The sequence below is a fragment of the Microbacterium galbinum genome, assembly GCF_023101185.1.
Taxonomy (GTDB): Bacteria; Actinomycetota; Actinomycetes; order Actinomycetales; family Microbacteriaceae; genus Microbacterium; species Microbacterium galbinum.
The window spans coordinates 2,667,801-2,691,912 of sequence record NZ_CP078077.1 but is presented as its reverse complement, the minus strand read 5'-3'; the positions used below and the strand labels follow the sequence as shown (position 1 = coordinate 2,691,912).

The following is a 24,112-nucleotide window of genomic DNA, read 5'->3' as shown; positions in this document are numbered from 1 at the left end:
GTGCTGCCTCCGATGGTCCCGCGGCGGATCGGACGGCCGCGAGGTACTCACACATCGTAGTCGAATCGCTGATTGCGCTCACACCTGCGCCCCCGGGTCCTGAGGCAGGGGGAAGAGCGCATCGATGACGGCGAGCTCCTCGGCGTCGGGTCGCCACGCATCGCCGGCGCGCGCATTCGACTCCACCTGCGCCGCCGACGTCGCGCCCGCGATGACACTGGAGACCGCGGGACGGGACAGCAACCAGCCGAACGTCGCCTCGACCATCGTGATCCCGCGTTCCTCGCAGAACACGCGATACGCCTCCAACGCCTCCCACGGCGCGTTCTCCCACACGTGACGCCGAGACGACATGATCCGGCTGCTCGCGGGTCCACCCTCGCGGGTGAACTTGCCCGTGAGGAGCCCGTTGTGGAGGGGGAAGAACGGGAAGAAACCCAGCCCGTACCGTTCGACCGCGGGGAGGACCTCCCTCTCGGCGGCGCGGGCGAGCAGCGAGTAGTGGTTCTGCGCCGAGACGAAGCGACCGCTCGAGCGAGCGGTGGAGGTGAACTCGGCCTCGGCGATCTGCCAACCGGTGAAGTTCGAGTGACCGTAATAGCGGATCTTGCCCTCACGGACCAGCTCGTCGAGAGCATCGGTGGTCTCGGCGATCGGCGTCTCAGGATCGGGCAGGTGCAACTGATACAGATCGATCCAGTCCGTCTGCAGACGACGCAGGGACTCCTCGACCGCGCGACGGACGTAGCGCCGAGATCCTCGGGCTGCGGGGAAGGCGTAGCCCATGTCACGTTCGTGACCGAACTTCGTCGCGAGCACGACGCTGTCGCGCCGCCCCTGGAGAGCCTCCCCCATGAGCGTCTCACTCGTTCCGGCCACGGCGCCGTACATGTCCGCCGTGTCGAACAGGGTGATGCCGTTGGCGATCGCCGCGGAGATCACCTCGCGCGTGCCCTCGATCGTCTCGGTGGCGGTGCCGGCCCGCCCGAAGTTGTTGCATCCGAGGCCGGTGGCGGAGACGAGGAGTCCGGACGCACCGACGCGGCGCTGTGACATGACCATGCCCTCACGCTATCCCAGCGGCGCGCCGGTTTTCGGCGACGGGCCGAAGCGCCGTGAAGACGGGAAGAGCCCCCGACCGTGAGGTCGAGGGCTCTTCGCACGGGACGATCAGGCCGGAGGCTGCGTGGGGTCCGTCGGCGGAGCAGGCGGAGCAGCGGGCGGTGCCGGCGGAGCAGCGGGCGGTGCCGGCGGAGTCGCGGGCGGCGCGGCCGGAGCCGGCGGCGCGGGCGGCGTAGCGGGTGCACTCGCCGGGGGCGCCGCGGGGGTGCCGTATCCGGGCTGTGCGGGAGGTGCGTATCCGGGCTGAGCCGGCGGCGCGTAGCCCTGCGGAGCGGGGGGTGCGTACCCCTGCGGGGCCGCGCCGTAACCGGGAGCGCCGTATCCGGCCTGCGGGGCGGCGGCAGAAGGCTGGACGGGGATGCCCGCCCAGACGGTGCGGTCAGCGAAGAATCCGTTTCCGGCCCACGGAGCGGGCTGAATGTTCGGGTTCCATCGCGACTTGTCGAACGCGTTGATGCCGAGCCAGACGATGGAGAGGAAGATCCACAGGACCACCCACACCGCATCCTTCTGGAGCTTGAGTCCGACGCGCCATGCGATGACGGCGAAGAGCGCTGCCGCCGCGAGTCCGGTGAGGAAGTTCAGGTACGGGATGAGCGAAAGACCGATCACGATCAGCACCGGCCAGGGCGACATGTCGCCCAGCTTGGCGAAGACCATGTAGTTGTACACGGGCACCCACGCGCGCCACTTGCCCTCGACACCGGCCTTCTCGAAGATCTTCATGAAGAAGAGGGAGACGAGCACGTAGGCGGCGAGGCCGATGATGACGCTGAAGATGATGACGCCACCGAGGAATGCCCAGTAGCTCGAGTCGTAGTAAGGATTCATGATCCCCTCCGGATCCGAATTGGTGGCGTAATCCACGCCGCGAGACCCACCATAGCGGTGCAGATAACGACGCGGCAACGACACGCACGGGGACATCTCCCCATGCGCGGACGGGCGTCACTCCGTGACGACCAGCTCGAGCACCCGGTCGTCTTCGGTGCGCCGAAGGACGATGTCGTGTTTCGACGCCCAGATGAGGAGCGATCGCAGCGAGCCGATCCGCGGCCGGCTCTCCGAGAGAGCGCGGACGAGCTGACCCTTCGACTTCTTGTTGAAATGGTTGAGAGCCCGCGCTCCCCCGTCGCCATCGTCTGTGACGACCCGGACGTAGGCCGACGGCACGGAAGTGGGAATCGGTCCCAGTGCGACGTATGCTTCGCTCCGCAGATCCAGGACGAACGCGGGTTCCGCTTCGGCGAGGGCGGCGCTGGTGGCATCGGCCCAGTGCCGGCGCATCGCCACCAGTCCCGGGAGGGCGGTGCCCGCCGCGAGGCGGTAGGAAGGAATGCCGTCGAGCGCTCCCACCGGCCCGAACGGTGCCGAGTGGATCCACACGTGCTCCCCCAGCCAGCGGCGCGACGCCGCAGAGAGCGTGCGCGCGTCGAGCGCATCGAAGAGCACTCCGGTGTAGCGGTCGATCGCGGGCATCGTCGGTGCGCTCCGCAGCATCCGATTGTGGACGATGTCGCCCACCTGGCGTTCGCTCAGCTTCAGCACCCGTCGAGCCTGATCCTCATCGGCCGCGAGATCGACGAGAGCGTCGATCACCGCCGTGCGGTGCTCGTGCAGACCCGGCAGCGCCACTGCGGCGGGATCGAAGGGATCACCGGTACCGCCGGGATGCTTGGTCTCGGACGGAGGGAGAAGGATCTTCATGGGTCCTCGGGGAATACAGATGCGTCCGCCTCGGAACCCGGAGACCGGGTCCGAGGCGGACGCATGTAGTCGACTGCTAGGCGATGAGCGCCGCGTTGCCGGCGACGATCGTCAGGACGTTGCCCTCCATCGAGAGGAACCCGTCCTGCGCGTTCGCGAGCACCTTGGTGCCATCGGTCTGGGTGATCCGGACCTGGCCCTCGGCGAGGATGGCCAGCACCGGCTCGTGACCGGACATGAAGCCGATCTCACCCTCGACGGTCTTGGCGATCACGAGGCTCGCTTCCCCCGTCCAGACCTCCGCGTCGGCGGAGACGAGGCTGACGTTGAGCGCCATGGTCAGGCGTTCTCCTTCTGGATCTGCGCCCAGCGCTCTTCGACGTCGCCGATACCACCGACGTTGAAGAAGGCCTGCTCGGCCACGTGGTCGAAGTCACCGCGGGTGATCGCATCGAAGGACTCGATGGTCTCCTTGAGCGGGACGGTCGAACCCTCGACACCCGTGAACTTCTTGGCCATGTAGGTGTTCTGCGAGAGGAACTGCTGGATGCGACGCGCACGCGACACGACGATCTTGTCTTCCTCGGAGAGCTCATCGACACCGAGGATGGCGATGATCTCCTGCAGCTCCTTGTTCTTCTGGAGGATCTGCTTGACCGTCGTGGCGACGCGGTAGTGGTCCTCGCCCAGGTAGCGGGGATCCATGATGCGCGACGTCGAGGTCAGCGGGTCGATGGCCGGGTACAGACCCTTCGAAGCGATCTCACGAGAGAGCTCGGTCGTCGCGTCGAGGTGGGCGAAGGTGGTCGCCGGAGCCGGGTCGGTGTAGTCATCGGCCGGCACGTAGATCGCCTGCAGCGAGGTGATCGAGTGACCACGCGTCGAGGTGATGCGCTCCTGGAGCACACCCATCTCGTCGGCGAGGTTCGGCTGGTAACCCACGGCGGACGGCATACGGCCGAGCAGCGTGGAGACCTCGGAACCGGCCTGCGTGAAGCGGAAGATGTTGTCGATGAAGAGCAGCACGTCCTGCTTCTGCACGTCGCGGAAGTACTCCGCCATCGTCAGAGCCGACAGTGCGACGCGAAGACGCGTCCCCGGCGGCTCGTCCATCTGGCCGAACACGAGCGCGGTCTTGTCGAAGACGCCCGCCTCTTCCATCTCGTGAATCAGGTCGTTGCCCTCACGGGTGCGCTCACCGACACCGGCGAACACCGAGACTCCACCGTGGTCCTGCGCGACACGCTGGATCATCTCCTGGATGAGGACGGTCTTACCGACACCGGCTCCACCGAACAGACCGATCTTTCCACCCTGGACGTACGGGGTGAGGAGGTCGATGGACTTGATGCCCGTCTCGAACATCGTGGTCTTCGACTCGAGCTGGTCGAAGTTGGGCGCCTTGCGGTGGATCGGCCAGCGCTCCGTGACCTCGAGGGTCTCACCGGGCTCGCCGTTGAGGACCTCGCCGATCACGTTGAAGACCTTGCCCTTGGTGATGTCGCCGACCGGGACCGAGATGGCCTCTCCGGTGTCGCGAACCTCCTGGCCGCGGACGATGCCGTCGGTCGGCTTCAGGGCGATGGCGCGGACGAGCTCGTCACCGAGGTGCTGAGCGACCTCGAGGGTGATCTCGGTCGACTCCTCGCCGATGGTGATCGTCGTCTTCAGCGCGTTGTAGATGCCGGGGATCGAGTCGTGCGGGAACTCGATGTCGACAACCGGACCGTTGACGCGTGCGACGCGCCCGACGACCGCGGTCGCGGGCTGGTCAGCCGTAGCGGTGGTGGTCATTTCTTCGTCTCTTTCCTGATGGTCTATTTGCCAGACGAGAGGGCGTCGGCGCCGCCGACGATCTCCGCGATCTGCTGCGTGATCTCCGCCTGGCGCGCGTTGTTGCGCAGACGGGTGTAGTCGGTGATGAGCTTGTCGGCGTTGTCGCTGGCGGACTTCATCGCCTTCTGCGTCGCAGCCTGCTTGGCGGCAGACGACTGCAGGAGGGCGTTGAAGACGCGGCTCTGGATGTACACCGGCAGGATCGCGTCGAGCACGGTCTCGGCGTCGGGCTCGAATTCGTAGAGCGGGTAGACAGCGCTGCCCGCCTCCGACTCGTCGGCCTCCGCGATCTCCAGCGGAAGCAGGCGCACGGACTCCGGCGACTGCGTCATCATGCTGACGAAGCGGTTGTACACGAGGTGGATCTCGTCGACGCCGCCGCCCGCACCGCCGCGCGAGAACGCGTCGAGCAGAGTCGACGAGATCTCTTCGGCCGTGTGGAACGACGGGGTGTCGGTGTCGCCGGTCCACTCCGCTGCCGCCGCGATGCGACGGAACTGGAAGTAGCCGACGGCCTTGCGACCGACGAGGTAGAACACCGGCTCCTTGCCCTGACCGCGCAGCAGCTCCGCCACCTCGAGACCCTCACGGAGGATCTGCGAGTTGAAGGCACCGGCGAGACCGCGGTCCGACGAGAAGATCACGACCGCGGAGCGGCTGATGTTCTCGGGCTCACGGGTGAGCGGGTGGTCGACGTTCGAGTGCGTCGCGACGGCGGACACGGCCCTCGTCACGGCCCGCGCGAAGGGGGTGGACGCCTTGACGCGTCCCATCGCCTTCTGGATGCGCGAAGCCGCGATGAGTTCCATCGCCTTCGTGATCTTCTTGGTCGTCTGAGCAGAACTGATCTTCTGCTTGTAGACCCTGAGTTGAGCGCCCATGAAATCAGTACCTCACGCGATTACGCGCGACGACCCTTGACGATCTTCTCCTGGTTGACGTCGTCTGCCTCCGCAGCGGCGTGCTCCTCGTGGCCCGGGGCGCCGATGGCGTGTCCCTTGCCACCCTGGAACTCCAGGACGAAGGCATCCGTGTGCTTCTCGAGCTCCGCGACCGTGTCGTCGCTGAGGACGTTGGTCTCACGCAGGGTGTCGAGCACCGAGGTGTTGCGACGCAGGTAGTCGAGCAGTTCGCGCTCGAAGCGCAGGACGTCCTCGACCTCGATCGTGTCGAGCTTGCCGTTGGTGCCGGCCCAGATCGAGACGACCTGCTCCTCGACCGGGTACGGCGAGTACTGCGGCTGCTTGAGCAGCTCGGTCAGACGTGCACCGCGCGACAGCTGACGACGCGAGGCGGCGTCGAGGTCGGAGGCGAACATCGCGAACGCCTCGAGCGAGCGGTACTGCGCGAGCTCGAGCTTCAGCGTTCCGGAGACCTTCTTGATCGACTTGACCTGAGCGTCACCACCGACTCGCGACACCGAGATACCCACGTCGACCGCCGGACGCTGGTTGGCGTTGAAGAGGTCGGACTGCAGGAAGATCTGGCCGTCGGTGATCGAGATCACGTTGGTCGGGATGTACGCCGAGACGTCGTTCGCCTTGGTCTCGATGATCGGGAGGCCCGTCATGGAACCGGCGCCGAGCTCGTCGGACAGCTTCGCGCAACGCTCGAGCAGACGCGAGTGCAGGTAGAAGACGTCACCCGGGTAAGCCTCGCGGCCCGGCGGGCGGCGCAGCAGAAGGGAGACGGCGCGGTAGGCCTCGGCCTGCTTCGACAGGTCGTCGAAGATGATGAGGACGTGCTTGCCGCCGTACATCCAGTGCTGACCGATGGCCGAACCGGTGTAGGGGGCGAGGTACTTGAAGCCCGCGGGGTCGGATGCCGGAGCGGCCACGATCGTGGTGTACTCCAGAGCGCCGGCCTCTTCGAGCGCGCCCTTCACCGAAGCGATGGTCGAGCCCTTCTGGCCGATGGCGACGTAGATGCAGCGAACCTGCTTGTTGACGTCGCCCGACTCCCAGTTGGCCTTCTGGTTGATGATCGTGTCGATCGCGATGGCCGTCTTACCGGTCTGGCGGTCGCCGATGATCAGCTGACGCTGGCCGCGGCCGACGGGGATCATCGCGTCGATGGCCTTGATGCCGGTCTGCATCGGCTCGTGCACCGACTTGCGCTGCATGACGCCGGGCGCCTGCAGCTCGAGCTCGCGGACGGCCTCGGTGGCGATCGCGCCGAGCCCGTCGATCGGATTTCCGAGCGGGTCTACCACGCGGCCGAGGTAGCCGTCGCCGACGGGGACGGAGAGGACCTCACCTGTGCGGGTGACTTCCTGACCGGCCTCGATGCCGGCGAAGTCGCCGAGGACCACGACGCCGATCTCGTGCTCGTCGAGGCTCTGGGCGAGGCCCTTGGTGCCGTCGGCGAAGATCACGAGCTCGTTCGCCATGACACCGGGCAGTCCTTCGACGTGCGCGATGCCATCAGCGGCGTCGATGACCGTGCCGACCTCGGTCGCCGCGGCCCCGGTGGGCTCGTAAGCGGCGGCGAAGTCCTTCAGCGCGTCACGGATGACGTCGGGGCTGATCGATAGTTCTGCCATTGTCTTCCCTTTGTATCTGGGTGCGCGGTTCCCCGCGCGAAGTCGTGTTAGCCCGCGAGCTTCTGGCGAAGGTCGGCGAGTCGTGCGGAGATGCTGCCGTCGATCACGTCGTCGGCGATCTGCACGCGCAGACCACCGATGATCGTCGGGTCGATGACGACGTTGAGCGCCACCTGACCGTCGTAGCGTCGCGAGAGCGCTTCGCCGAGGCGGGCGCGCTGCGCGTCGTTCAGCTCGCTCGCGCTGTAGACCGTCGCGACGACGCGGTCACGCTGGTCGGAGACGATCCGCATGGCGCGGTTGAGGAGCTGACGGATCCGACGCCCGCGCGGCTGACGCACGAGGGAGGAGACGATCAGGGCCGCGGGGGCGCTGGTCGCTCCGGAGAGCAGACGCTCGACGAGAGCCGACTTCGCGTCCTGACCGCCGAGACGGCTTCCCAGTGCGAGCTCGAGCTCGGGGTTCGCGGCGACGACGCGGGAGAAGCCGAACAGCTCCCCCTCGATGTCGGCGCCGGCCTCGGCGATCGCCGAGGCGCGGATCGCGAGCTCGTCGATGCCGTCGACGAGCTCGTCGGCGTTGGACCAGCGTTCCGAGACGACCGTCTTGAGCACGGCCTGCGTGTTCGCCGACAGCCCGCCGAACACCGCGGTCACGACGTTCTGCCGTGCCGCTGCGGGGGCCGCCGGGTCAGCCAGCGCGCCGCTCAGCTGAGACGAATCGCCCACGGCGTGCGCGGCGGCGAAGAGCTCCCGCGCGGTGTCGAGGGTGACGTCCTTCGCTGCGGCAAGCGTCTGGATGGATGCCGCGAGTGCCTGAGTGGTCGCGCTGCCCATTACTGAGCCGCCTTCTCGGATGCTTCGAGGTCGGCGAGGAAGCGGTCGACGACCGCCGTCGCGCGGGCATCGTCGGAGAGCGTCTCACCGACGACGCCACCGGCGAGGTCGATGGCCAGCGTGCCGACCTCGCTGCGCAGCGAGACGAGAGCGGTCTGACGCTCGGCCTCGATCTGCGTGTGCGCGGTCGCCGTGATGCGAGCTGCTTCGGACGAAGCGGCTTCCTTGGCCTCGGCGACGATCTTCTTGCCGTCCTCGCGGGCGGCCTCTCGGATCTCACCGGCCTCGGTGCGTGCCTCGGCGAGCTGACGGGTGTACTCCTCGAGAGCCGCCTCGGCCTGCTTCTGGGCCTCGTCGGCCTTGGCGATGTTGCCCTCGATCGCGTTGGAGCGAGCGTCGAGGAGGGTGTAGAGCTTGGGCAGCGCCACCTTCCAGACGACGACCAGGATCACGACGAAGCAGACCGCCGACCAGATGATGTCGTACCAGGCGGGGATGAGCGGATTGTGGTCCGCCTCCTCCGCCGCGTACGTGACAAGAGCGTTCAGCATCCTGTCTCCTTATCGCAGAGGGTGTCTGTCAGGACTGGAAGATGAAGTAGGTCGCGATGCCGATGAAGGCGAGCGCCTCGGTGAAGGCGATACCGATCCACATGAGGACCTGGAGGCGACCGGCCAGCTCGGGCTGACGGGCGACGCCCTCGATCGTCTTGCCGACGACGATACCCACGCCGATGGCCGGTCCGATAGCCGCGAGGCCGTAGCCGACGGTGCCGATGTTGCCGGAGATTTCAGCGAGAACCGTAGTTGCGTCCACGGGTTTTTCCTTTCGTTGGGTGGGAAGGCGGTTGTTGCCGACCCGCTCAGTGCTCTTCTGCGACCGCGAGCTGGATGTAGACCGCGGTGAGGATGGTGAAGACGTAGGCCTGCAGGAACGCCACCAGGATCTCGAACAGGGTGAACGCGAAGCCGAACGCGAGCGTGCCCGCGCCGAGTGCCGTCCACCACCCTCCGAGAGTGATGACGAAGAACTGCGTTGCGGAGAAGAACAGGACGAGCATCAGGTGCCCGACGATCATGTTCATCAGCAGTCGGAGGGTCAGCGTGACGGGCCGGATGATGAACGTCGAGAGGAACTCGAGCGGCGTCACGATGATGTAGAGGAACGGGGGGACGCCCGACGGGAACAGCGAGTTCTTGAAGAAGCCCTTGGGGCTCTTCTTGATGCCGGCGTAGATGAAGGTGACGTAGCTGACGACGGCCAGCAGCAGCGGGACGGCGATGATGCTCGTACCCGCGATGTTCAGGAACGGGATGATTCCCGTGATGTTCATGAACAGCACCATGAAGAAGATGGTGGCGAGGATCGGAAGGAAGCGACGGCCGTCCTTGCGCCCGAGCAGGTCCTCGGCGACGTTCACTCGCACGAAGTCGAGGCCCATCTCGACGAGGCTCTGGAAGCGCCCGGGGACGACGCGCATGTTGCGCGTTCCGAGCCAGAGGATCAGCACGACCGCGATCGTGGCCAGGAACTGGATCAGGTGGATGCGGTGGATGACCAGGTCGCCGATCTGGAACACCGCATCGGGGAAGAACTCCGCGATCGACGGAGCGTGGAACTCGTCATCGGTGGCAAGTCGTGGCGTCAGGGTCGCAGCAAGATTAAACAGCGCGGGCTCCAGCTTCGGGGCACCGGTCAGAACCGGGGCGACGATGGTCGGTGTGCTTCACAGCGCAAGCGCTCGCGGGCGAGCGGCGGGCACGTTTCAACACTATCAGAGTATGAGGCGGCCCTAAGACCTCTGGGGGTCCTCGTCGGCGGTCGGGGCCCCTGGAGCGACGTCCTCCGGCGCGACCGAGGGAAGCGATGCATCGCTGACGTTCGGAAGGCGCATCGTCATGAGGACGACGGCGTCGACGATCAGCGACATCAGCACGCCGGCGACGATCGCGACGAAGAAGATCACCGGGTCGAGCCAGGGCTGGTCCTTGAGGACGATGACGCCGAGGAAGAACACGATCAGCTTGAGCAGCCACCCGCCGAGCACGATCGCGAAGAAGAACTGGACGTAGAGCGGCTCGCCGAACCATCGGTTCGCGATCAGGATGCTCGCACCGGTGATCCCGAGGAACACGGCGGCGATGAGCACACCGAGCAGGCCGCTGATCAGCCCGTTCTCCTGCCCGACGAGGTAGCCCACGACCGCCGCGGCGATCGCGAGGACCACGGTGGCGGCTCCCGACCAGATGAGAGTGCGTCGAAGGATCGGCGTGCTGGAAACGGGGTTCGGACTCATGAGGGCTCCACGGGGGTCGGGTCGGAGTCGGGGGTTGCGGCGATCGCACGTCGCGAGGGCTTCAGGGTGAGAACCAGGCAGGCCGCGATCCCGACCACACCGAAGCCCACACCGGGAAGGTACTGGCCCGGCCAGTCCTCGCGGGCTCCGACGTACATGAGGAGGACGGCGAGCGAGATCACCGCCGTCCAGGCGTAGAAGATGAGGACGGCATCACGGTCGCGGTGACCGAGGTCGAGCATACGGTGGTGCAGGTGCTTGCGGTCCGGCGAGAACGGCGACTTGCCGGCATGCATGCGGCGCAGCACCGCCAGGCCGAAATCGAGCAACGGCAGCAGCACCACCATCAGCGGCAGCAGGATCGGGATGAACGCACCGAGCAGTTGGGAACGCCCGAGACGCTCGGGGTCGAGCGCGGAGGGATCCATCTGCCCGGTGAGGGAGATCGCGGAGACGGCCATCAGCAGGCCGAGGACGAGTGCGCCCGAGTCGCCCATGAACAGCTTCGCCGGACTCCAGTTCCAGGGCAGGAAACCGATGCAGGCGCCGATGAGGACGGCGGCGATGAAGGTCGAGAGGTTGAAGTAGCTCGAGGCGCCGGAGTCGCGCGTGAAGATGTAGGAGTAGGCGAAGAAGACGCCGTTGGCGATGAGGCAGACCCCGGCGACGAGGCCGTCGAGGCCGTCGATGAAGTTGACGGCGTTCATGACGACGACGATCGCGAACATCGTGATCGTGATGCTCAGCCAGCTCGAGAAGACGATGAGATCGCCGAACGGGAGGGAGAGGATCTGCAGCCCTCCGCCGATCGTGAGGATCCCGGCCGCGAGGAACTGCGCGCCGAGCTTGATCATCCAGTCGAGGTCCCAGAGGTCGTCGACAACGCCGATCACGGCGATCAGCAGTGCGGCTCCGAGAATGGACCACATCGTCTGCGGCGGCATCCAGATGCTCTGGAAGAAGGGGTTCGCTGCTGAGATCCCCATCGCGGCGGCGATGCCGAGGAAGATCGCGACCCCGCCGAGCCGCGGAGTGGGACGTGTGTGCACATCGCGATCACGGATCTCGGGGTACAGCTTGAACCGCAGGCTCACCCGCAGGACCGCCCAGGTCAGTACGAAGGTGATCGCGGCGGTCAGGATGATCGTGAAGAGGTACTGCTTCACGAATCCCCGTCCTGTCGAGGCGCGGGCGCCGCGGAATCCGGCTCCGGGGCGGGCTCGAGCAGATCGCCGAGCACCTCCTCCAGCTGCTCCCGGCTGATCGCCCCGTCACGCAGGATGCGCACGCGTCCGGCATCCGAATCCGCCGGCGGACGCACGAGCGAGGTGGCATCGACGATCGTCGAGGCCACACCGTCGCGGCTCATTCCGTCTGCGAGGTAGACGGCGACGCTGTCGCCGAGCATCTTCTCGGCGTCGAAGGCCGAGATCGCTGCGGCCTGACCCGTGAGGTTCGCGCTCGAGACCGCGAGCGGTCCGGTCTCGGCCAGCAGCTCCAGCGCCACGCGCCCCTCGGGCATCCGCACGGCGACGGTTCCCCGGGTCTCGCCGAGATCCCAGACGAGCGAGGGCTGAGCAGGGAGCACGATGGTCAACCCGCCGGGCCAGAAGGCGTCGACGAGGCGTTGAACCGGCTCGGGGACCGACTCCGCGAGAGCCGTCAGCGTCTCCTTGGTGCCGATGAGGACGGGCGGCGGCTGATCGCGCCCCCGTCCCTTCGCATCCAGCAGCCGCTGCACGGCAGCGGGCGAGAAGGCGTCGGCGGCCACGCCGTAGACGGTATCGGTGGGCATGACGATGAGTTCGCCGCGGCCGATCGCCTGGCGCGCATGGCGCATACCGGCGAGCAGCTGCGCCTCGTCGCCGCAGTCGAAGATGGAGGACATGTCGTTCCGATTCTACGGGAGGCCGCCGAGAGAGCGGATCAGGGGCGGATGGCCGTGGTGGCGCGGTCGCGCAGGGTGAGGTCGCGGTGCGTCGCCGCGGCACGCCAGCCGTCGCGCTCGAGGATGCCGCGGATCTCGGCCCCCTGGAGTTCGCCGTGCTCGATCACCAGCAGCCCGCCGGGACGGAGCAGCCGCAGAGCATTGGTGCTGAGCGCGCGCACGAGATCGAGACCGTCCTCGCCGCCGTACAGCGCCATCGCCGGGTCGAAGAGGCGCACCTCGGGGTCGCGCGGGATCGCCGAGTCCGGCACGTACGGCGGGTTCGAGATGACGACGCTGGCGGCACCGGCGAGTTCGGGGAAGGCATCCGCCATGTCGGCGAGCACCAGCATGAGGTTCTCGGCATCGGCGGTGTTGCGGCTCGCCCACGCGTGCGCCTCGGGCGAGAGCTCCGCGGCGTAGATCCGCGCGTGCGGCACCTCGGTCGCCATCGCGAGTGCGATCGCCCCGCTCCCCGTGCCGAGATCGATGCCGATCGGCTGCGGATCGGGTGCGTGCAGGAGCGCGTCGATCGCGTGCTGTACCACCATCTCCGTCTCGGGTCGGGGGACGAACACCCCGGGGCCCACGGCCAGCTCGAGATGCCGGAACGGCGCGGTGCCGGTGATGTGCTGCAGGGGTTCCCGCGACTCCCGGCGCGTCACGAGAGCATCGAGCCGCTCGGCATCCGCGTCGCTCATCACGTCGCCTCGTACGACGGCCGCCTGCACCTCGCCGCGACGCAGACCCCGCACGTGACCGACCAGGAGCTCCGCGTCGACGAGTGGATCGGTCACACCGGCATCGGCGAGGCGCTGAGCGGCCGCACGGACGAGTGCGGCGAAAGACGTGTCGGGCATGATCTCCAGCGTAGAGCGCCCGCCGGGTGTCACATTGCCCTCTCCCCCGCACCCCTCCCATAGGCTGAGAGCGAAGCGACCCGCACAGGAAGGCTCCTCCATGCCCGGCATCCACTCCGACATCACGACCGCGTTCGGCAACACGCCGCTGGTCCGTCTGAACCGCGTGACCGAGGGCCTCGGCGCCACCGTCCTCGCGAAGCTCGAGTACTACAACCCCGCCTCCAGCGTGAAGGACCGCATCGGCATCGCGATGATCAACGCCGCCGAAGCATCCGGTGAACTGCAGCCGGGCGGCACGATCGTGGAGTCGACCAGCGGCAACACCGGCATCGCCCTGGCGATGGTCGGGGCAGCGCGTGGCTACAAGGTGATCCTCACCATGCCCGCGTCCATGTCGAAGGAGCGCCGTGTGCTGCTCAAGGCTTTCGGCGCAGAGATCGTCCTCACCGACCCGACCAAGGGCATGAGCGGTGCGATCGAGATCACGAAGCAGATCGTCGCCGACACCCCGGGCGCGGTGTGGGTGCGGCAGTTCGAGAACGCCGCGAACCCGCAGATCCACCGTGAGACCACCGCACAGGAGATCCTCCGCGACACGGACGGCGAGGTCGACATCTTCATCGCCGGAGTCGGCACCGGTGGCACCGTCACCGGCACCGGACAGGCGCTCAAGGCCGCCAAGCCCGGTGTGCAGGTCATCGCCGTCGAGCCCAAGGACTCCCCCATGCTCAGCGAGGGCCACCCCGGCCCGCACAAGATCCAGGGCATCGGGCCGAATTTCGTCCCCGCGATCCTCGATCGTGAGGTGATCGACGAGGTGATCCCCGTCGAGTTCGACGACGCCATCCGGGTGGCTCGGGAGCTGGCCGCCCGCGAGGGTCTCCTCGTCGGCATGTCGTGCGGCGCAGCGACGTGGGCAGCTCTGCAGGTCGCTTCCCGCCCCGAGAACGCGGGGAAGAACATCGTCGTCGTCCTTCCCGACACCGGGGAGCGCTACCTGTCGACCGCGCTGTTCGCGGACCTGCGCGAGGACTGACGACCACCGCATGATCGGTCGAATGCGCGAGGACATCGCCGCTGCCCGGCTCCGCGATCCCGCGGCCCGCAGCGCCGCGGAGGTCGCACTGCTGTACCCCGGACTCCATGCCATCTGGGCGCACCGCGTCTCGCATGCGCTGTGGCGACGGCGGCTGCGCTTCCTCGCACGCGCCAACTCGCAGCTCGCCCGCTGGTTCACGGGCATCGAGATCCATCCAGGGGCTCGGATCGGCCGCCGCTTCTTCATCGACCACGGCATGGGCGTCGTGATCGGCGAGACCTCGCAGATCGGCGACGACGTCATGCTCTACCACGGGGTCACGCTCGGCGGGCGCTCGCGCTCCACCGGCAAACGCCACCCCACACTCGGCGACGGTGTCGCCGTCGGAGCCGGAGCGAAGATCCTCGGACCCGTGACGATCGGGGCGCACTCCTTCGTCGGAGCGAACGCCGTCGTCACCCGGGATGCGCCCGCGGACAGCGTGCTCGTCGGCGTCCCGGCCAAGCCGCGTCAGCGCGCGGGCGGCGAAGACACGCGCGCGCTGCTCACCGTGCCGGACTACTCGATCTGAGTCCGCTCAGCGTGTGCGACGATCTCGCTTCTCGCGCGCGTCGCCGACTCGGCGCTTGAGGAAGATCAGCGGCAGCAGCACCGTGCCCAGCGCCGTGATGAGCCAGACGATCACCGCTCCGAGCAACCAGCCGGTGACATCGACGATGCGCAGACCCCCGATGGGCAGCAGCACGACGATGATCAACGCCACCAGGGTCGAGAAGATGCCGATTCCACCGAGCAGCACCGGCGCGTAGCGGTCGGCGATCTTGCTGATCCACGGCGAGAGGATGCTCTGCAGCAGCGCGAAGATCAGAATGCAGAGCACGAAGCCCCACCACTTCGACCACTCGATCTGGAACCCGTCGAGCAGGAGATCGGCGGCGATCAGCCCGAGCCCCGCGGACAGGATGTAGATGAGGGTGCGGAAGAGGAATGTGATCACGCGCCGAGCCTAGCGCTCCGGCGGCGTGCGGATCAGGACTCGGTGCCGACGGCGGCGAGCCGGGCCTCTTCGTCGGTCGTGATCGCCGATTCGATGATCGGTCCGAGCGCGCCGTCCATCACCTGATCGAGGTTGTACGCCTTGAATCCCGTGCGGTGATCGGCGATGCGGTTCTCGGGGAAGTTGTAGGTGCGGATCCGCTCGGACCGGTCCATGCCGCGGATCTGCGACCGGCGAGCATCGGATGCCGCCGCATCGAGCTCCTCCTGCTGCTTCGCGAGCAGCCGCGCACGGAGCACGCGCATTCCCGCCTCGCGGTTCTGCAGCTGCGACTTCTCGTTCTGCATGGAGACGACGATGCCCGTCGGAACGTGCGTGATGCGCACCGCGGAGTCGGTCGTGTTGACCGACTGCCCACCCGGCCCCGAAGAGCGGAAGACATCGATCTTGAGATCGTTCTGGTTGATCTCGATCTCGTCGGGCTCGTCGACCTCGGGGAAGACGAGCACACCGGTGGTCGAGGTGTGGATGCGTCCCTGCGACTCGGTCGCCGGCACGCGCTGCACGCGGTGCACACCACCCTCGTACTTGAGGTGCGCCCAGACGCCCTGCGCCGGGTCGGTGGAGGAGCCCTTGATCGCGACCTGGACGTCCTTGTAGCCGCCGAGGTCGGACTCGTTGCGCTCGAGCAGCTCGGTCTTCCATCCCATCGACGCCGCGTACTGCACGTACATGCGCAGCAGATCGGCCGCGAAGAGCGCGCTCTCGGCGCCGCCCTCCCCCGCCTTGATCTCCATGATCACGTCACGGGCGTCATCCGGGTCACGCGGGATGAGGAGTCGCCGGAGCTTCTCCTGCGCGGCCTGCAGTCCGGCCTCGAGTCCGGGGACCTCCGCCGCGAAGGCCTCGTCCTCACGAGCGAGCTCGCGCGCGGCATCCAGGTCGTCGGATGCCGCGACCCACGCCTCGTACGCGGCGACGATGCGCGACAGCTCGGCATAGCGGCGGTTCACACGCTTGGCACGCGCGGCGTCGGCGTGCACCGCCGGGTCGGAGAGTTCCTCCTGGACCCGGCGGTGCTCGTCGATCAGAGCCTGGACGGACTCGAACACGGACTCTCCGCTCAGCGGATGTTGTTGTCGTGCGAACCTGCGGGCAGGGTCGGGATCGACTTCTGCATCTGCACGAGGAACTCCACGTTCGACTGCGTCTCCTTGAGCTTTCCGAGCACGACCTCGAGGGCTTGCTGGGTGTCGAGGCCGGCGAGGGCGCGACGGAGCTTCCAGGTGATCTTGACCTCGTCGGAGGAGAGCAGCATCTCTTCACGGCGGGTGCTCGACGCGTTCACGTCGACGGCCGGGAAGATGCGCTTGTCGGCGAGCGAACGCGACAGGCGCAGTTCGCTGTTGCCGGTGCCCTTGAACTCCTCGAAGATGACCTCGTCCATCTTGGAGCCGGTCTCGACGAGAGCCGTGGCGAGGATCGTGAGGGATCCGCCGTTCTCGATGTTGCGCGCGGCGCCGAAGAAGCGCTTGGGCGGGTAGAGCGCCGACGCGTCGACGCCACCGGTGAGCACGCGGCCGGAAGCCGGAGCCGCCAGGTTGTACGCGCGGCCGAGACGGGTGATCGAGTCGAGCAGCACGACCACGTCGCGACCGAGCTCGACCAGGCGCTTCGCACGCTCGATGGCGAGCTCGGCGACCGTGGTGTGGTCCTCGGCCGGACGGTCGAACGTCGAGGCGATGACCTCGCCCTTGACCGTGCGCTCCATGTCGGTGACCTCTTCGGGGCGCTCGTCGACGAGCACGACCATGAGGTGGACCTCGGGGTTGTTCTGCGCGATCGCATTGGCGATCTGCTGCAGGACGATCGTCTTGCCGGCCTTCGGCGGCGCGACGATCAGGCCGCGCTGGCCCTTGCCGATCGGCGCGACCAGGTCGATGATGCGCTGCGTGAGCTTCTCGGGCGCGGTCTCGAGGCGCAGGCGCTCCTGCGGGTAGAGCGGCGTGAGCTTGCCGAACTCGACGCGCGTGGCGGCATCGTCGATCGACAGCCCGTTGATCGAGTCGACCTTGACCAGGGCGTTGTACTTCTGGCGCCCCTGCTGCTCGCCCTCGCGGGGCTGCTTGATCGAGCCGACGACCGCGTCGCCCTTGCGCAGGTTGTACTTCTTGACCTGCCCGAGCGAGACGTAGACGTCGCTGGGGCCGGCGAGGTAACCGGTCGTGCGGACGAAGGCGTAGTTGTCGAGCACGTCGAGGATGCCGGCGACCGGGATCAGGACGTCGTCCTCACCGATCTCGGTGTCGAACTCGTCGGTCTGCGCGTTGCCGCGGCGCTTGTTGCGCTGACGGTTGCGGCCGTTGCCGCCCTGCTCGTCGTCGCCGGCGGGCTGCGCCTGCTGCTCCTGCGCGGCACCGGTGCCGTTCTGGCCGCGTCCGCGGTTGCGGCTGCGGTTGCGGTTGCGGCCGCGACCGCTCTGCTCGTCTCCGCCGTCGCTACCCTCACCGGCGTTGTCCGCGGCGGGAGCGTTGTCGGAGGCAGCGGAATCGGCGGCAGGGGCGTCGGCGGCCGAAGCGTCGGACTCCGCCGTCTTCTTCGGTGCGCGGCGACCGCGTCCCGTGGTCTTGGGGGCCTGCTCGGCGGGAGCATCCGCAGCGCCGGCGTCAGCGGGCTTCTCCGTCGACTTCTCGTCGGAGGCCTGGGCGGGAGCCGCCTTCTCGGCAGCCTTCTCCGCAGCGGGCGTCTCACCCGCGGACTCCGCGGCGGGAGCCTCGGCATCCGCCTTCTTGGCGCGGCTGCGGCGCGGCGCCTTGGCCTTCGGAGCGGCCTCGGCGCTGTCGCCTGCGGCATCTGCCTTGGCCTGTGCCGCATCGGCGGCCGGCGCGGCCTCTGCCGCCTTCTCGGCCTTCGCCGCGGCGGTCGCCGTCGTCGCACGTCGCGGTGCGCGCTTGCGGGCGGGTGCCGCCTCAGCGGATGCGTCGGTGCCGGCTGCTGCCGGGGCATCGACGACCGGGGCGGCCTGGTCGTTCTGGGTCTCGGAGAAGTTCTCCACGAGTACTCCCTCTATTTCTCGGGGGTAGTGAGCGGTCCACACGCGCAACGGGTGCTGCGCGCGTTCGCACGGGCTGACGCTCGGCGCCAGCCGGCCTGGGCACTTGTGCCATGAGGTTGGACGTGCGGGTCTTGCAAGAGTTGCAATGGGGCCAGATTCACGAAGACGTTACGTGGAGCCCTCCGCTCGATCCCCCACTGTACCACCACGCACATCGACGGCGAGCAGGAGGGATTCCCACGGAGTGTCGGTCACTCGCCCGGCGAGTTCGACCGCATCCTGACGGCTTCCCGGCCCGTCGGCGAGCACCAGCACACTGGGGCCGGCACCGGACACCACGGCGGCGAAACCGGCCGCACGCAGGGCCTGCACCAGCCGCTGAGTCTCGGGCATCGCCTCGGCGCGGTAATCCTGGTGCAGCCGATCGGCGGTCGCGTCGAGGAGGAGCTCGGGGCTCTGCGTCAGCGCCGCGATCAACAGCGCCGAACGCGACACGTTGAACACGGCATCCGCAGTGGACACCTGCGGTGGCTGCAGAGAGCGCGCCTGCGACGTCGACATCGTGTACGCCGGCACGAGCACGAGGGGCGAGACGCCCCGGTGCACGAGGAGCTTCTTGTGCTGCGCGCCGCGCTCGCTCATCCAGGCGATCGTCAGGCCGCCGAACAGGGCGGGCGCGACGTTGTCGGGGTGCCCCTCGAGCTCGGTCGCGAGTCGCAGCAGATCGGAGTCGCCGATCTCGACGTCTCCGGCGAGGAGGCCCTTCGCGATCAGGACCCCGGCGACCACGGCCGCGCCGGAGGAGCCCAGGCCGCGGCCGTGCGGCACGCCGTTCTCGGCCACGATCCGCAGACCCGGCATCGACCGGCCGGCATCGGCGTAGACGTGCTCGACCGTGCGGACGATCAGGTTCGACGCATCGCGCGGGATCTCCTCGGCACCCGAACCCGACACCTCGATGTCGAGTTCACCCGCCGGGAGCTCGGTGACGACGAGGGAGTCGTAGACGCTGAGTGCGAGGCCGAGGGTGTCGAATCCCGGCCCGAGGTTCGCGCTCGTGGCGGGAACGCGGACCTCGATCGTGCGCCCTTCCGCCACCGTCACTCGCCTTCCACGCGCAGCACCGACACGACGCGCTCGACGACCGAGCTGTCGGCGAGTGCCGCGACCGCGGCGCTGAGCGACTGCTCGGCTGCCCGGTGCGTGCCGATGATGAGTCGCGCGGTGGGCTCCTCGTCGCCCTCGACCGTCTGAACGATCGTGGCGACCGAGACGCCCCCGTCGCTCAGGATGCCCGCGACCGTGGCGAGCACACCCGGAGCGTCCGCGACCTCGAGGGTGACCTGGTAACGGGTCGTGACGTGCCCGATGGGCACGACCGGCAGGTTCGCCCGCGTCGACTCGCCGACGCCCACGCCCCCGGCGATGTGGCGGCGAGCGGCGGAGACGACGTCACCGAGCACGGCCGAGGCGGTCTGCACTCCGCCGGCGCCCGCGCCGTAGAACATCAGGGAGCCGGCGGCCTCGGCTTCGACGAACACCGCGTTGTTGGCGCCGTGCACCGACGCCAGCGGGTGCGAGTGCGGTACCAGTGCCGGGTACACGCGCACCGAGATCGATTCGGTTCCGTCGACGTCGAGGCGCTCGCACACGGCGAGGAGCTTGATCACGAAGCCCGCGGCACGGGCCTCCTCGATCATCGAGGCGGTGACGGTGGTGATGCCCTCGCGGTAGACCGCGTCGAGCGGCACGGCGGTGTGGAAAGCCAGGCTCGCGAGGATCGCGGCCTTCTGCGCCGCGTCGTAGCCTTCGACGTCGGCCGTGGGGTCGGCCTCCGCGTATCCGAGACGCTGCGCGTCGGCGAGCACGTCGGCGAAGTCGGCGCCCTCGGTGTCCATGCGGTCGAGGATGTAGTTCGTCGTGCCGTTCACGATGCCCATGATGCGCACGATGCGGTCGCCGGCGAGTGAATCGCGCAGCGGGCGGATGATCGGGATGGCGCCGGCCGCAGCGGCCTCGTAGTGCACCGAGGCACCGACGCGGTCGGCGGCTTCGAAGAGCTCCGGGCCGTGCGTGGCGAGGAGCGCCTTGTTGGCCGTGACCACATCGGCGCCGGAGCCGATCGCCTGCAGGATGCTCGTGCGTGCGGGCTCGATACCGCCCATGAGCTCGATCACGATGTCGGATCCGAGGATCAGCGACTCGGCATCCGTGGTGAAGAGCTCGCGCGGAAGGTCGACGTCGCGCGGAGCATCGACGTCGCGCACGGCGATGCCGGCGAGCTCCAGCGAGGCGCCCGCGCGGTCGGCGAGCTCGTCGCCGTGGCGCAGCAGGAGGTCGGCGACCTGGGATCCGACCGCTCCGGCGCCGAGAAGCGCCACTCGAAGTCGTCGGTACTCAGCCATTGTTGCTCCTTCGGAAGTGGGTCATTTCTCTCCCTCGGGGGCGTTCGCCCCGTCGATGCCCGCGTCACGGGAGAGGAGATCGTCGATGGTCTCACCGCGGACGATGACCCTCGAGCGACCGTCGCGCACGGCGACGACCGGCGGACGCGGAACATGGTTGTAGTTGCTCGACAGCGAGACGCAGTACGCGCCCGTCGTCGGCACGGCGAGCAGGTCGCCCGGTACCAGATCGGAGGGCAGGTACTCGTGATCGACGACGATGTCGCCGGATTCGCAGTGCTTGCCGACCACGCGACTCAGCTGCGGGGCGCCGATCCCCACGCGCGAGGCGATGCGCGCGGAGTACTGGGCACCGTAGAGCGCCGGACGAGCGTTGTCGCTCATCCCGCCGTCGACGCTGATGTAGCGCCGGACGGCACCGGAGTCGATGGTGACGTCCTTGGTCGTGCCGACCTCGTAGAGCGTGACGCCCGCCGTTCCGACGATCGCGCGGCCGGGCTCGAACGAGAGCGCGGGCACGGCGATGCCGCGCGCGGCGCAGCCCTCGGCGACGGCGGACACGATCTCACCGGCGAGGACGTCGATCGGAGTGGGGTCATCGCTGCGGACGTAGGCGATGCCGAAGCCGCCTCCCAGGTTCATCTGCGGGACCGCACCGCCCTCGAGCAGCGCCGCGTGCAGCTCGAGCACGCGCGAGGCGGACTCGCGGAACCCGGCGACGCCGAAGATCTGCGACCCGATGTGGCAGTGCAGACCCACGAAGTCGAGCCCGGGGATCTCTCGGATGCGAGCAACGGCGATCTCGGCATCCTCGAGCGGGAATCCGAACTTCTGGTCTTCGTGCGCGGTGGCGAGGAAGTCGTGGGTCTCGGCGTGCACGCCGCTGATCACGCGCACGAGCACACGCTGCACCGCGTCCACGCGGGCGGTGATCGCCGCGAGTCGTTCGATCTCGATCGCGCTGTCGACGATGATGCTGCCCACACCGACCTCGACCGCTCGTTCGAGCTCGCGCGTCGACTTGTTGTTGCCGTGGAAGCCGATGGATGCCGGGGCGACTCCCGCGGCCAGCGCCACCTCGAGCTCTCCCCCGGTGCACACGTCGACGCGGAGTCCCTCGTCGACCACCCACCGCGCGACGGTGGCGCTCAGGAACGCCTTGCCGGCGTAGTACACCTGCGCGACCGTGCCGTGTTCCGACGCCGCCTGGTCGAAGGCCCGACGGAACTCCCGTGCGCGCTGACGCACCTCGTCCTCGTCGAGCACCAGAAGGGGGGTGCCGTAGGTGCGGGCGAGGGTCGCGGCATCCACCCCGGCGAGGGTCAGGACGCCGTCGGCGTCTCGGGCGGCGCGCGCGGGCCAGACACCAGCCGCGAGATCATTCGCGTCATCGGGAACGGCGAGCCACTCGGGCGCGAGCGAATCGGCAGCGGGAAGCAAGGAACACCAATCGTGGAGCGGGACTCGGGCGGGAAGCGCACGACGAGACTGACCCCGATTCTAGGGCACGGCGCATGCCGCCCTAGCCATGGTGACGCCCGTCCCGCAACCCCTGTGACGGCGGCCGGCGCTCACTCGTAGGGTGAGAACGTGGAAGCCCCGTCGACGTCCGAAGCCCCTGCCCGCCCCGGGCCGATCCCGCGTGCCATCGCAGCCGTCACGCGCTGGGCGCTCCAGCGCAAGCCCGTGCGGGCCTTTCTCCTCTACAGCGAGCGCCGCGGCCCGATGCTCGCCGACAGCGTCACCTACCGCGCCCTGTTCAGCGTGTTCGCCGGCGTGCTCCTGGGATTCTCGATCGCGGCACTGTGGCTCGCCGGGAACCCGCAGGCCTGGAACGCGATCATCGACGCCGTGCAATCCGTCGTGCCCGGTCTGATCGGCGAGGACGGAGTCATCGATCCGGCCGATCTCCGGGAACCGATCTCGTTCTCGCTGGCGGGCGCGGTGTCGGCGATCGCCCTGATCGGCGCCGCCCTGGGTGCGGTGGGGTCGCTCCGCACCGCCGTTCGTGTGATCTCGGGCACCGCGCAGAGCGACGTCCTGTTCATCTGGGTGATCCTGCGCAACCTCGCCCTGGCGATCGGCATCGGGGCGGCGTTCATCGCGGCGGCATTCCTCTCCATCGTCGGACGGATCGGCGTCGGTTGGGTGAGCGATCTGCTCGGGCTCCCCACCGACTCCGCGCTGGCGACCTGGGGCGTGCGGATCCTCTCGCTGGTGATCGTCTTCGCGTTGAACACCGCTCTGCTCATCGCCGTGTTCCTCGTGCTCTCCGGGGTCCGCCCGTCGGCGCGGTCCCTCTGGAGCGGTGCCCTTCTCGGCGCCGTCGGCCTCCTGGTGCTCCAGGAGCTCTCCTCGCTCTTCGTCGGCGGCGCGACCAGCAATCCTCTGCTGGCCTCGTTCGCGTCGTTGCTCGCCCTCCTGATCTGGCTCAACCTGTCGGCGCAGGTCATGCTCATCTCGTGCGCCTACATCGTCACGGGCGAGGAGGAGCGGCAGGACCGGGTGCGCGCTCGTTTCGGCGCGACCACTTTCCCGCAGCGTCGCGTGCAGCGGGCCGAGATCGATGTGAAGATCGCGACCGACGAATTGCGCGCCGCTCAGGAAGCCGCCCGCGACGCCTGACTCACCCGGCGGGGCAGGTGCCCTTCTCGAGCAGGCTCTCGTCGGTGACGATGGCTCCGTCGACGTCGATGTCGATCACGGCCACGGATCCGTCGATCTCCAGCCCGGTGAGCGTGAGGCCAGCCGGGAGCTGGTCGGCGATGCAGATCCGCTGCGGCTGGGTGAGATCCGCGCCGATGGACCCCAGGTTCGATCCGACCTGCGAGGCGTCGATCTCGATCCCGCCGACGCTCAACGACACCGGCGTCAGTTCGAGGTCGCCGTCGAGCGCTCCGGGCGTGAGGGTGAGCGAGATCGGGACGGCGAGGCCCAGAACGGTGATCGACCCGCTGACGGTGGCGTTCGGTTCGTCGAGAGCGACCGTGTCGACCGGCAGGTCGGTGGTCGCCAGCAGCGAGGTGAACTGATCCTCGTCGATGCGGATCGTGCCCGATGCGCCCGCGAGATCGCCGCCGCGCAGCGGCACCCCCGTCGCGGTCACGTCGACCGCACCGGTGATCCCCTCGAGGGTGACCGCGTCGGTCGACAGGTGGAGGCTGTCGAGACGTCCGCCGATCAGCTGCGGCAGCAGGATGCCGTCGGCGTCGACGTCGAGCTGCTGATCGGCAGGGAGGTCGAGCTGGTCGATGACGAGCGAGCGCACGACTCCCGGAAGGATCGCCCGCGCGACGAACTCCGCCGCGACCACGAGTCCCGCGAGCACGACGACGACGATGAGCACCACCCACGGCCAGCGTCGGCGACGACGCTGCGGAGCGCTCGCGACGCCGTCGTCGGTCCCGGTCCCGGCGCCCGGGAGGACGAGCGTCGGATGCTCGGCATCCGGCTCCGGGTACGGCAGCGTGCGGTTGTCTTCGCTCAT

Annotated in this window: 25 protein-coding genes; 3 read left to right on the top strand and 22 right to left on the bottom strand. The window is 68.4% G+C overall.

Features of this window, described 5'->3' with window-relative positions; all coding sequences use genetic code 11:
• Nucleotides 1-78 precede the first annotated feature (78 nt).
• From KV396_RS12985 to prmC, 15 genes are all read right to left on the bottom strand, one after another.
• Nucleotides 79-1,062 carry an aldo/keto reductase gene (locus tag KV396_RS12985; protein WP_247955976.1) on the bottom strand — a complete coding sequence of 328 codons (984 nt, stop codon included), beginning with the start codon at nt 1,060-1,062 and terminating at the stop codon, nt 79-81.
• A 108-nt stretch (nt 1,063-1,170) separates the two neighbouring features.
• Nucleotides 1,171-1,953 carry a DUF5684 domain-containing protein gene (locus tag KV396_RS12980; RefSeq protein WP_247632432.1) on the bottom strand — a complete coding sequence of 261 codons (783 nt, stop codon included), beginning with the start codon at nt 1,951-1,953 and terminating at the stop codon, nt 1,171-1,173.
• A gap of 117 nt (nt 1,954-2,070) precedes the next feature.
• On the bottom strand, nt 2,071-2,829 hold the full coding sequence (locus tag KV396_RS12975; protein ID WP_247955975.1) for a YaaA family protein: 759 nt from the start codon (nt 2,827-2,829) through the stop codon (nt 2,071-2,073).
• 76 nt (nt 2,830-2,905) lie between these two features.
• Nucleotides 2,906-3,166 carry a F0F1 ATP synthase subunit epsilon gene (locus tag KV396_RS12970; RefSeq protein WP_247622775.1) on the bottom strand — a complete coding sequence of 87 codons (261 nt, stop codon included), beginning with the start codon at nt 3,164-3,166 and terminating at the stop codon, nt 2,906-2,908.
• Nucleotides 3,167-3,168: 2 nt separating this feature from the next.
• Nucleotides 3,169-4,623, bottom strand: a complete 1,455-nt coding sequence (gene atpD / locus KV396_RS12965) for a F0F1 ATP synthase subunit beta (protein ID WP_247622776.1) — start codon at nt 4,621-4,623, stop codon at nt 3,169-3,171.
• A gap of 23 nt (nt 4,624-4,646) precedes the next feature.
• Entirely contained in the window at nt 4,647-5,546 is a 900-nt protein-coding gene (locus KV396_RS12960) for a F0F1 ATP synthase subunit gamma (RefSeq protein ID WP_247955974.1), read from the bottom strand.
• A gap of 20 nt (nt 5,547-5,566) precedes the next feature.
• Nucleotides 5,567-7,207, bottom strand: coding sequence for a F0F1 ATP synthase subunit alpha (atpA, locus tag KV396_RS12955; RefSeq protein ID WP_247622778.1), 1,641 nt, complete (start codon nt 7,205-7,207; stop codon nt 5,567-5,569).
• Nucleotides 7,208-7,254: 47 nt separating this feature from the next.
• Nucleotides 7,255-8,043, bottom strand: a complete 789-nt coding sequence (locus tag KV396_RS12950) for a F0F1 ATP synthase subunit delta (protein ID WP_247622779.1) — start codon at nt 8,041-8,043, stop codon at nt 7,255-7,257.
• Nucleotides 8,043-8,594, bottom strand: coding sequence for a F0F1 ATP synthase subunit B (locus KV396_RS12945; RefSeq protein ID WP_247632434.1), 552 nt, complete (start codon nt 8,592-8,594; stop codon nt 8,043-8,045). Before KV396_RS12945 ends, KV396_RS12950 begins: the two co-directional genes overlap by 1 nt.
• Before the next feature lie 28 nt (nt 8,595-8,622).
• Entirely contained in the window at nt 8,623-8,859 is a 237-nt protein-coding gene (gene atpE / locus KV396_RS12940; protein WP_045258877.1) for an ATP synthase F0 subunit C, read from the bottom strand.
• Nucleotides 8,860-8,905: 46 nt separating this feature from the next.
• Nucleotides 8,906-9,712, bottom strand: coding sequence for a F0F1 ATP synthase subunit A (gene atpB, locus KV396_RS12935; protein WP_372491578.1), 807 nt, complete (start codon nt 9,710-9,712; stop codon nt 8,906-8,908).
• A 123-nt stretch (nt 9,713-9,835) separates the two neighbouring features.
• On the bottom strand, nt 9,836-10,339 hold the full coding sequence (locus tag KV396_RS12930; RefSeq protein WP_247955973.1) for a hypothetical protein: 504 nt from the start codon (nt 10,337-10,339) through the stop codon (nt 9,836-9,838).
• Nucleotides 10,336-11,505 (bottom strand): glycosyltransferase family 4 protein, encoded by a 1,170-nt coding sequence (locus tag KV396_RS12925; RefSeq protein WP_247622783.1) that lies wholly within the window; start codon nt 11,503-11,505, stop codon nt 10,336-10,338. The genes KV396_RS12930 and KV396_RS12925 overlap by 4 nt, the downstream gene beginning before the upstream one ends.
• Entirely contained in the window at nt 11,502-12,227 is a 726-nt protein-coding gene (locus KV396_RS12920; RefSeq protein ID WP_247622784.1) for an L-threonylcarbamoyladenylate synthase, read from the bottom strand. The genes KV396_RS12925 and KV396_RS12920 overlap by 4 nt, the downstream gene beginning before the upstream one ends.
• 38 nt (nt 12,228-12,265) lie before the next feature.
• Nucleotides 12,266-13,126, bottom strand: a complete 861-nt coding sequence (prmC, locus tag KV396_RS12915) for a peptide chain release factor N(5)-glutamine methyltransferase (protein WP_247955972.1) — start codon at nt 13,124-13,126, stop codon at nt 12,266-12,268.
• 100 nt (nt 13,127-13,226) lie between these two features.
• Here prmC and cysK point away from each other — a divergent pair, with 100 nt between their 5' ends.
• Together cysK and epsC are read left to right on the top strand one after the other, a co-directional pair.
• On the top strand, nt 13,227-14,165 hold the full coding sequence (cysK, locus tag KV396_RS12910; RefSeq protein WP_247955971.1) for a cysteine synthase A: 939 nt from the start codon (nt 13,227-13,229) through the stop codon (nt 14,163-14,165).
• Nucleotides 14,166-14,175: 10 nt separating this feature from the next.
• On the top strand, nt 14,176-14,739 hold the full coding sequence (gene epsC / locus KV396_RS12905) for a serine O-acetyltransferase EpsC (protein WP_247622787.1): 564 nt from the start codon (nt 14,176-14,178) through the stop codon (nt 14,737-14,739).
• Between the two features lie 6 nt (nt 14,740-14,745).
• On the opposite strand, the gene KV396_RS12900 is transcribed toward epsC, so the two are convergent.
• The 6 genes from KV396_RS12900 to lysA form a co-directional block, all read right to left on the bottom strand.
• The gene (locus KV396_RS12900) at nt 14,746-15,165 is read right to left on the bottom strand and encodes a phage holin family protein (protein WP_247955970.1); all 420 of its coding nucleotides are present in this window, start codon (nt 15,163-15,165) and stop codon (nt 14,746-14,748) included.
• Nucleotides 15,166-15,197: 32 nt separating this feature from the next.
• Nucleotides 15,198-16,277: a peptide chain release factor 1 gene (prfA, locus tag KV396_RS12895; protein ID WP_247622789.1), complete on the bottom strand. Its 1,080-nt coding sequence runs from the start codon at nt 16,275-16,277 to the stop codon at nt 15,198-15,200.
• Nucleotides 16,278-16,288: 11 nt separating this feature from the next.
• Nucleotides 16,289-18,220: a transcription termination factor Rho gene (gene rho, locus KV396_RS12890; RefSeq protein WP_247955969.1), complete on the bottom strand. Its 1,932-nt coding sequence runs from the start codon at nt 18,218-18,220 to the stop codon at nt 16,289-16,291.
• Between the two features lie 168 nt (nt 18,221-18,388).
• Entirely contained in the window at nt 18,389-19,324 is a 936-nt protein-coding gene (thrB, locus tag KV396_RS12885; protein ID WP_247955968.1) for a homoserine kinase, read from the bottom strand.
• Nucleotides 19,321-20,625, bottom strand: coding sequence for a homoserine dehydrogenase (locus KV396_RS12880; RefSeq protein ID WP_247955967.1), 1,305 nt, complete (start codon nt 20,623-20,625; stop codon nt 19,321-19,323). The genes thrB and KV396_RS12880 overlap by 4 nt, the downstream gene beginning before the upstream one ends.
• Before the next feature lie 21 nt (nt 20,626-20,646).
• The gene (gene lysA, locus KV396_RS12875) at nt 20,647-22,065 is read right to left on the bottom strand and encodes a diaminopimelate decarboxylase (RefSeq protein ID WP_247955966.1); all 1,419 of its coding nucleotides are present in this window, start codon (nt 22,063-22,065) and stop codon (nt 20,647-20,649) included.
• 150 nt (nt 22,066-22,215) lie between these two features.
• Between lysA and KV396_RS12870 the strand changes: the two genes are divergently transcribed.
• Nucleotides 22,216-23,250, top strand: a complete 1,035-nt coding sequence (locus KV396_RS12870; RefSeq protein ID WP_247955965.1) for a YhjD/YihY/BrkB family envelope integrity protein — start codon at nt 22,216-22,218, stop codon at nt 23,248-23,250.
• A gap of 1 nt (nt 23,251) precedes the next feature.
• On the opposite strand, the gene KV396_RS12865 is transcribed toward KV396_RS12870, so the two are convergent.
• On the bottom strand, nt 23,252-24,112 hold the full coding sequence (locus KV396_RS12865; RefSeq protein ID WP_247632443.1) for an LmeA family phospholipid-binding protein: 861 nt from the start codon (nt 24,110-24,112) through the stop codon (nt 23,252-23,254).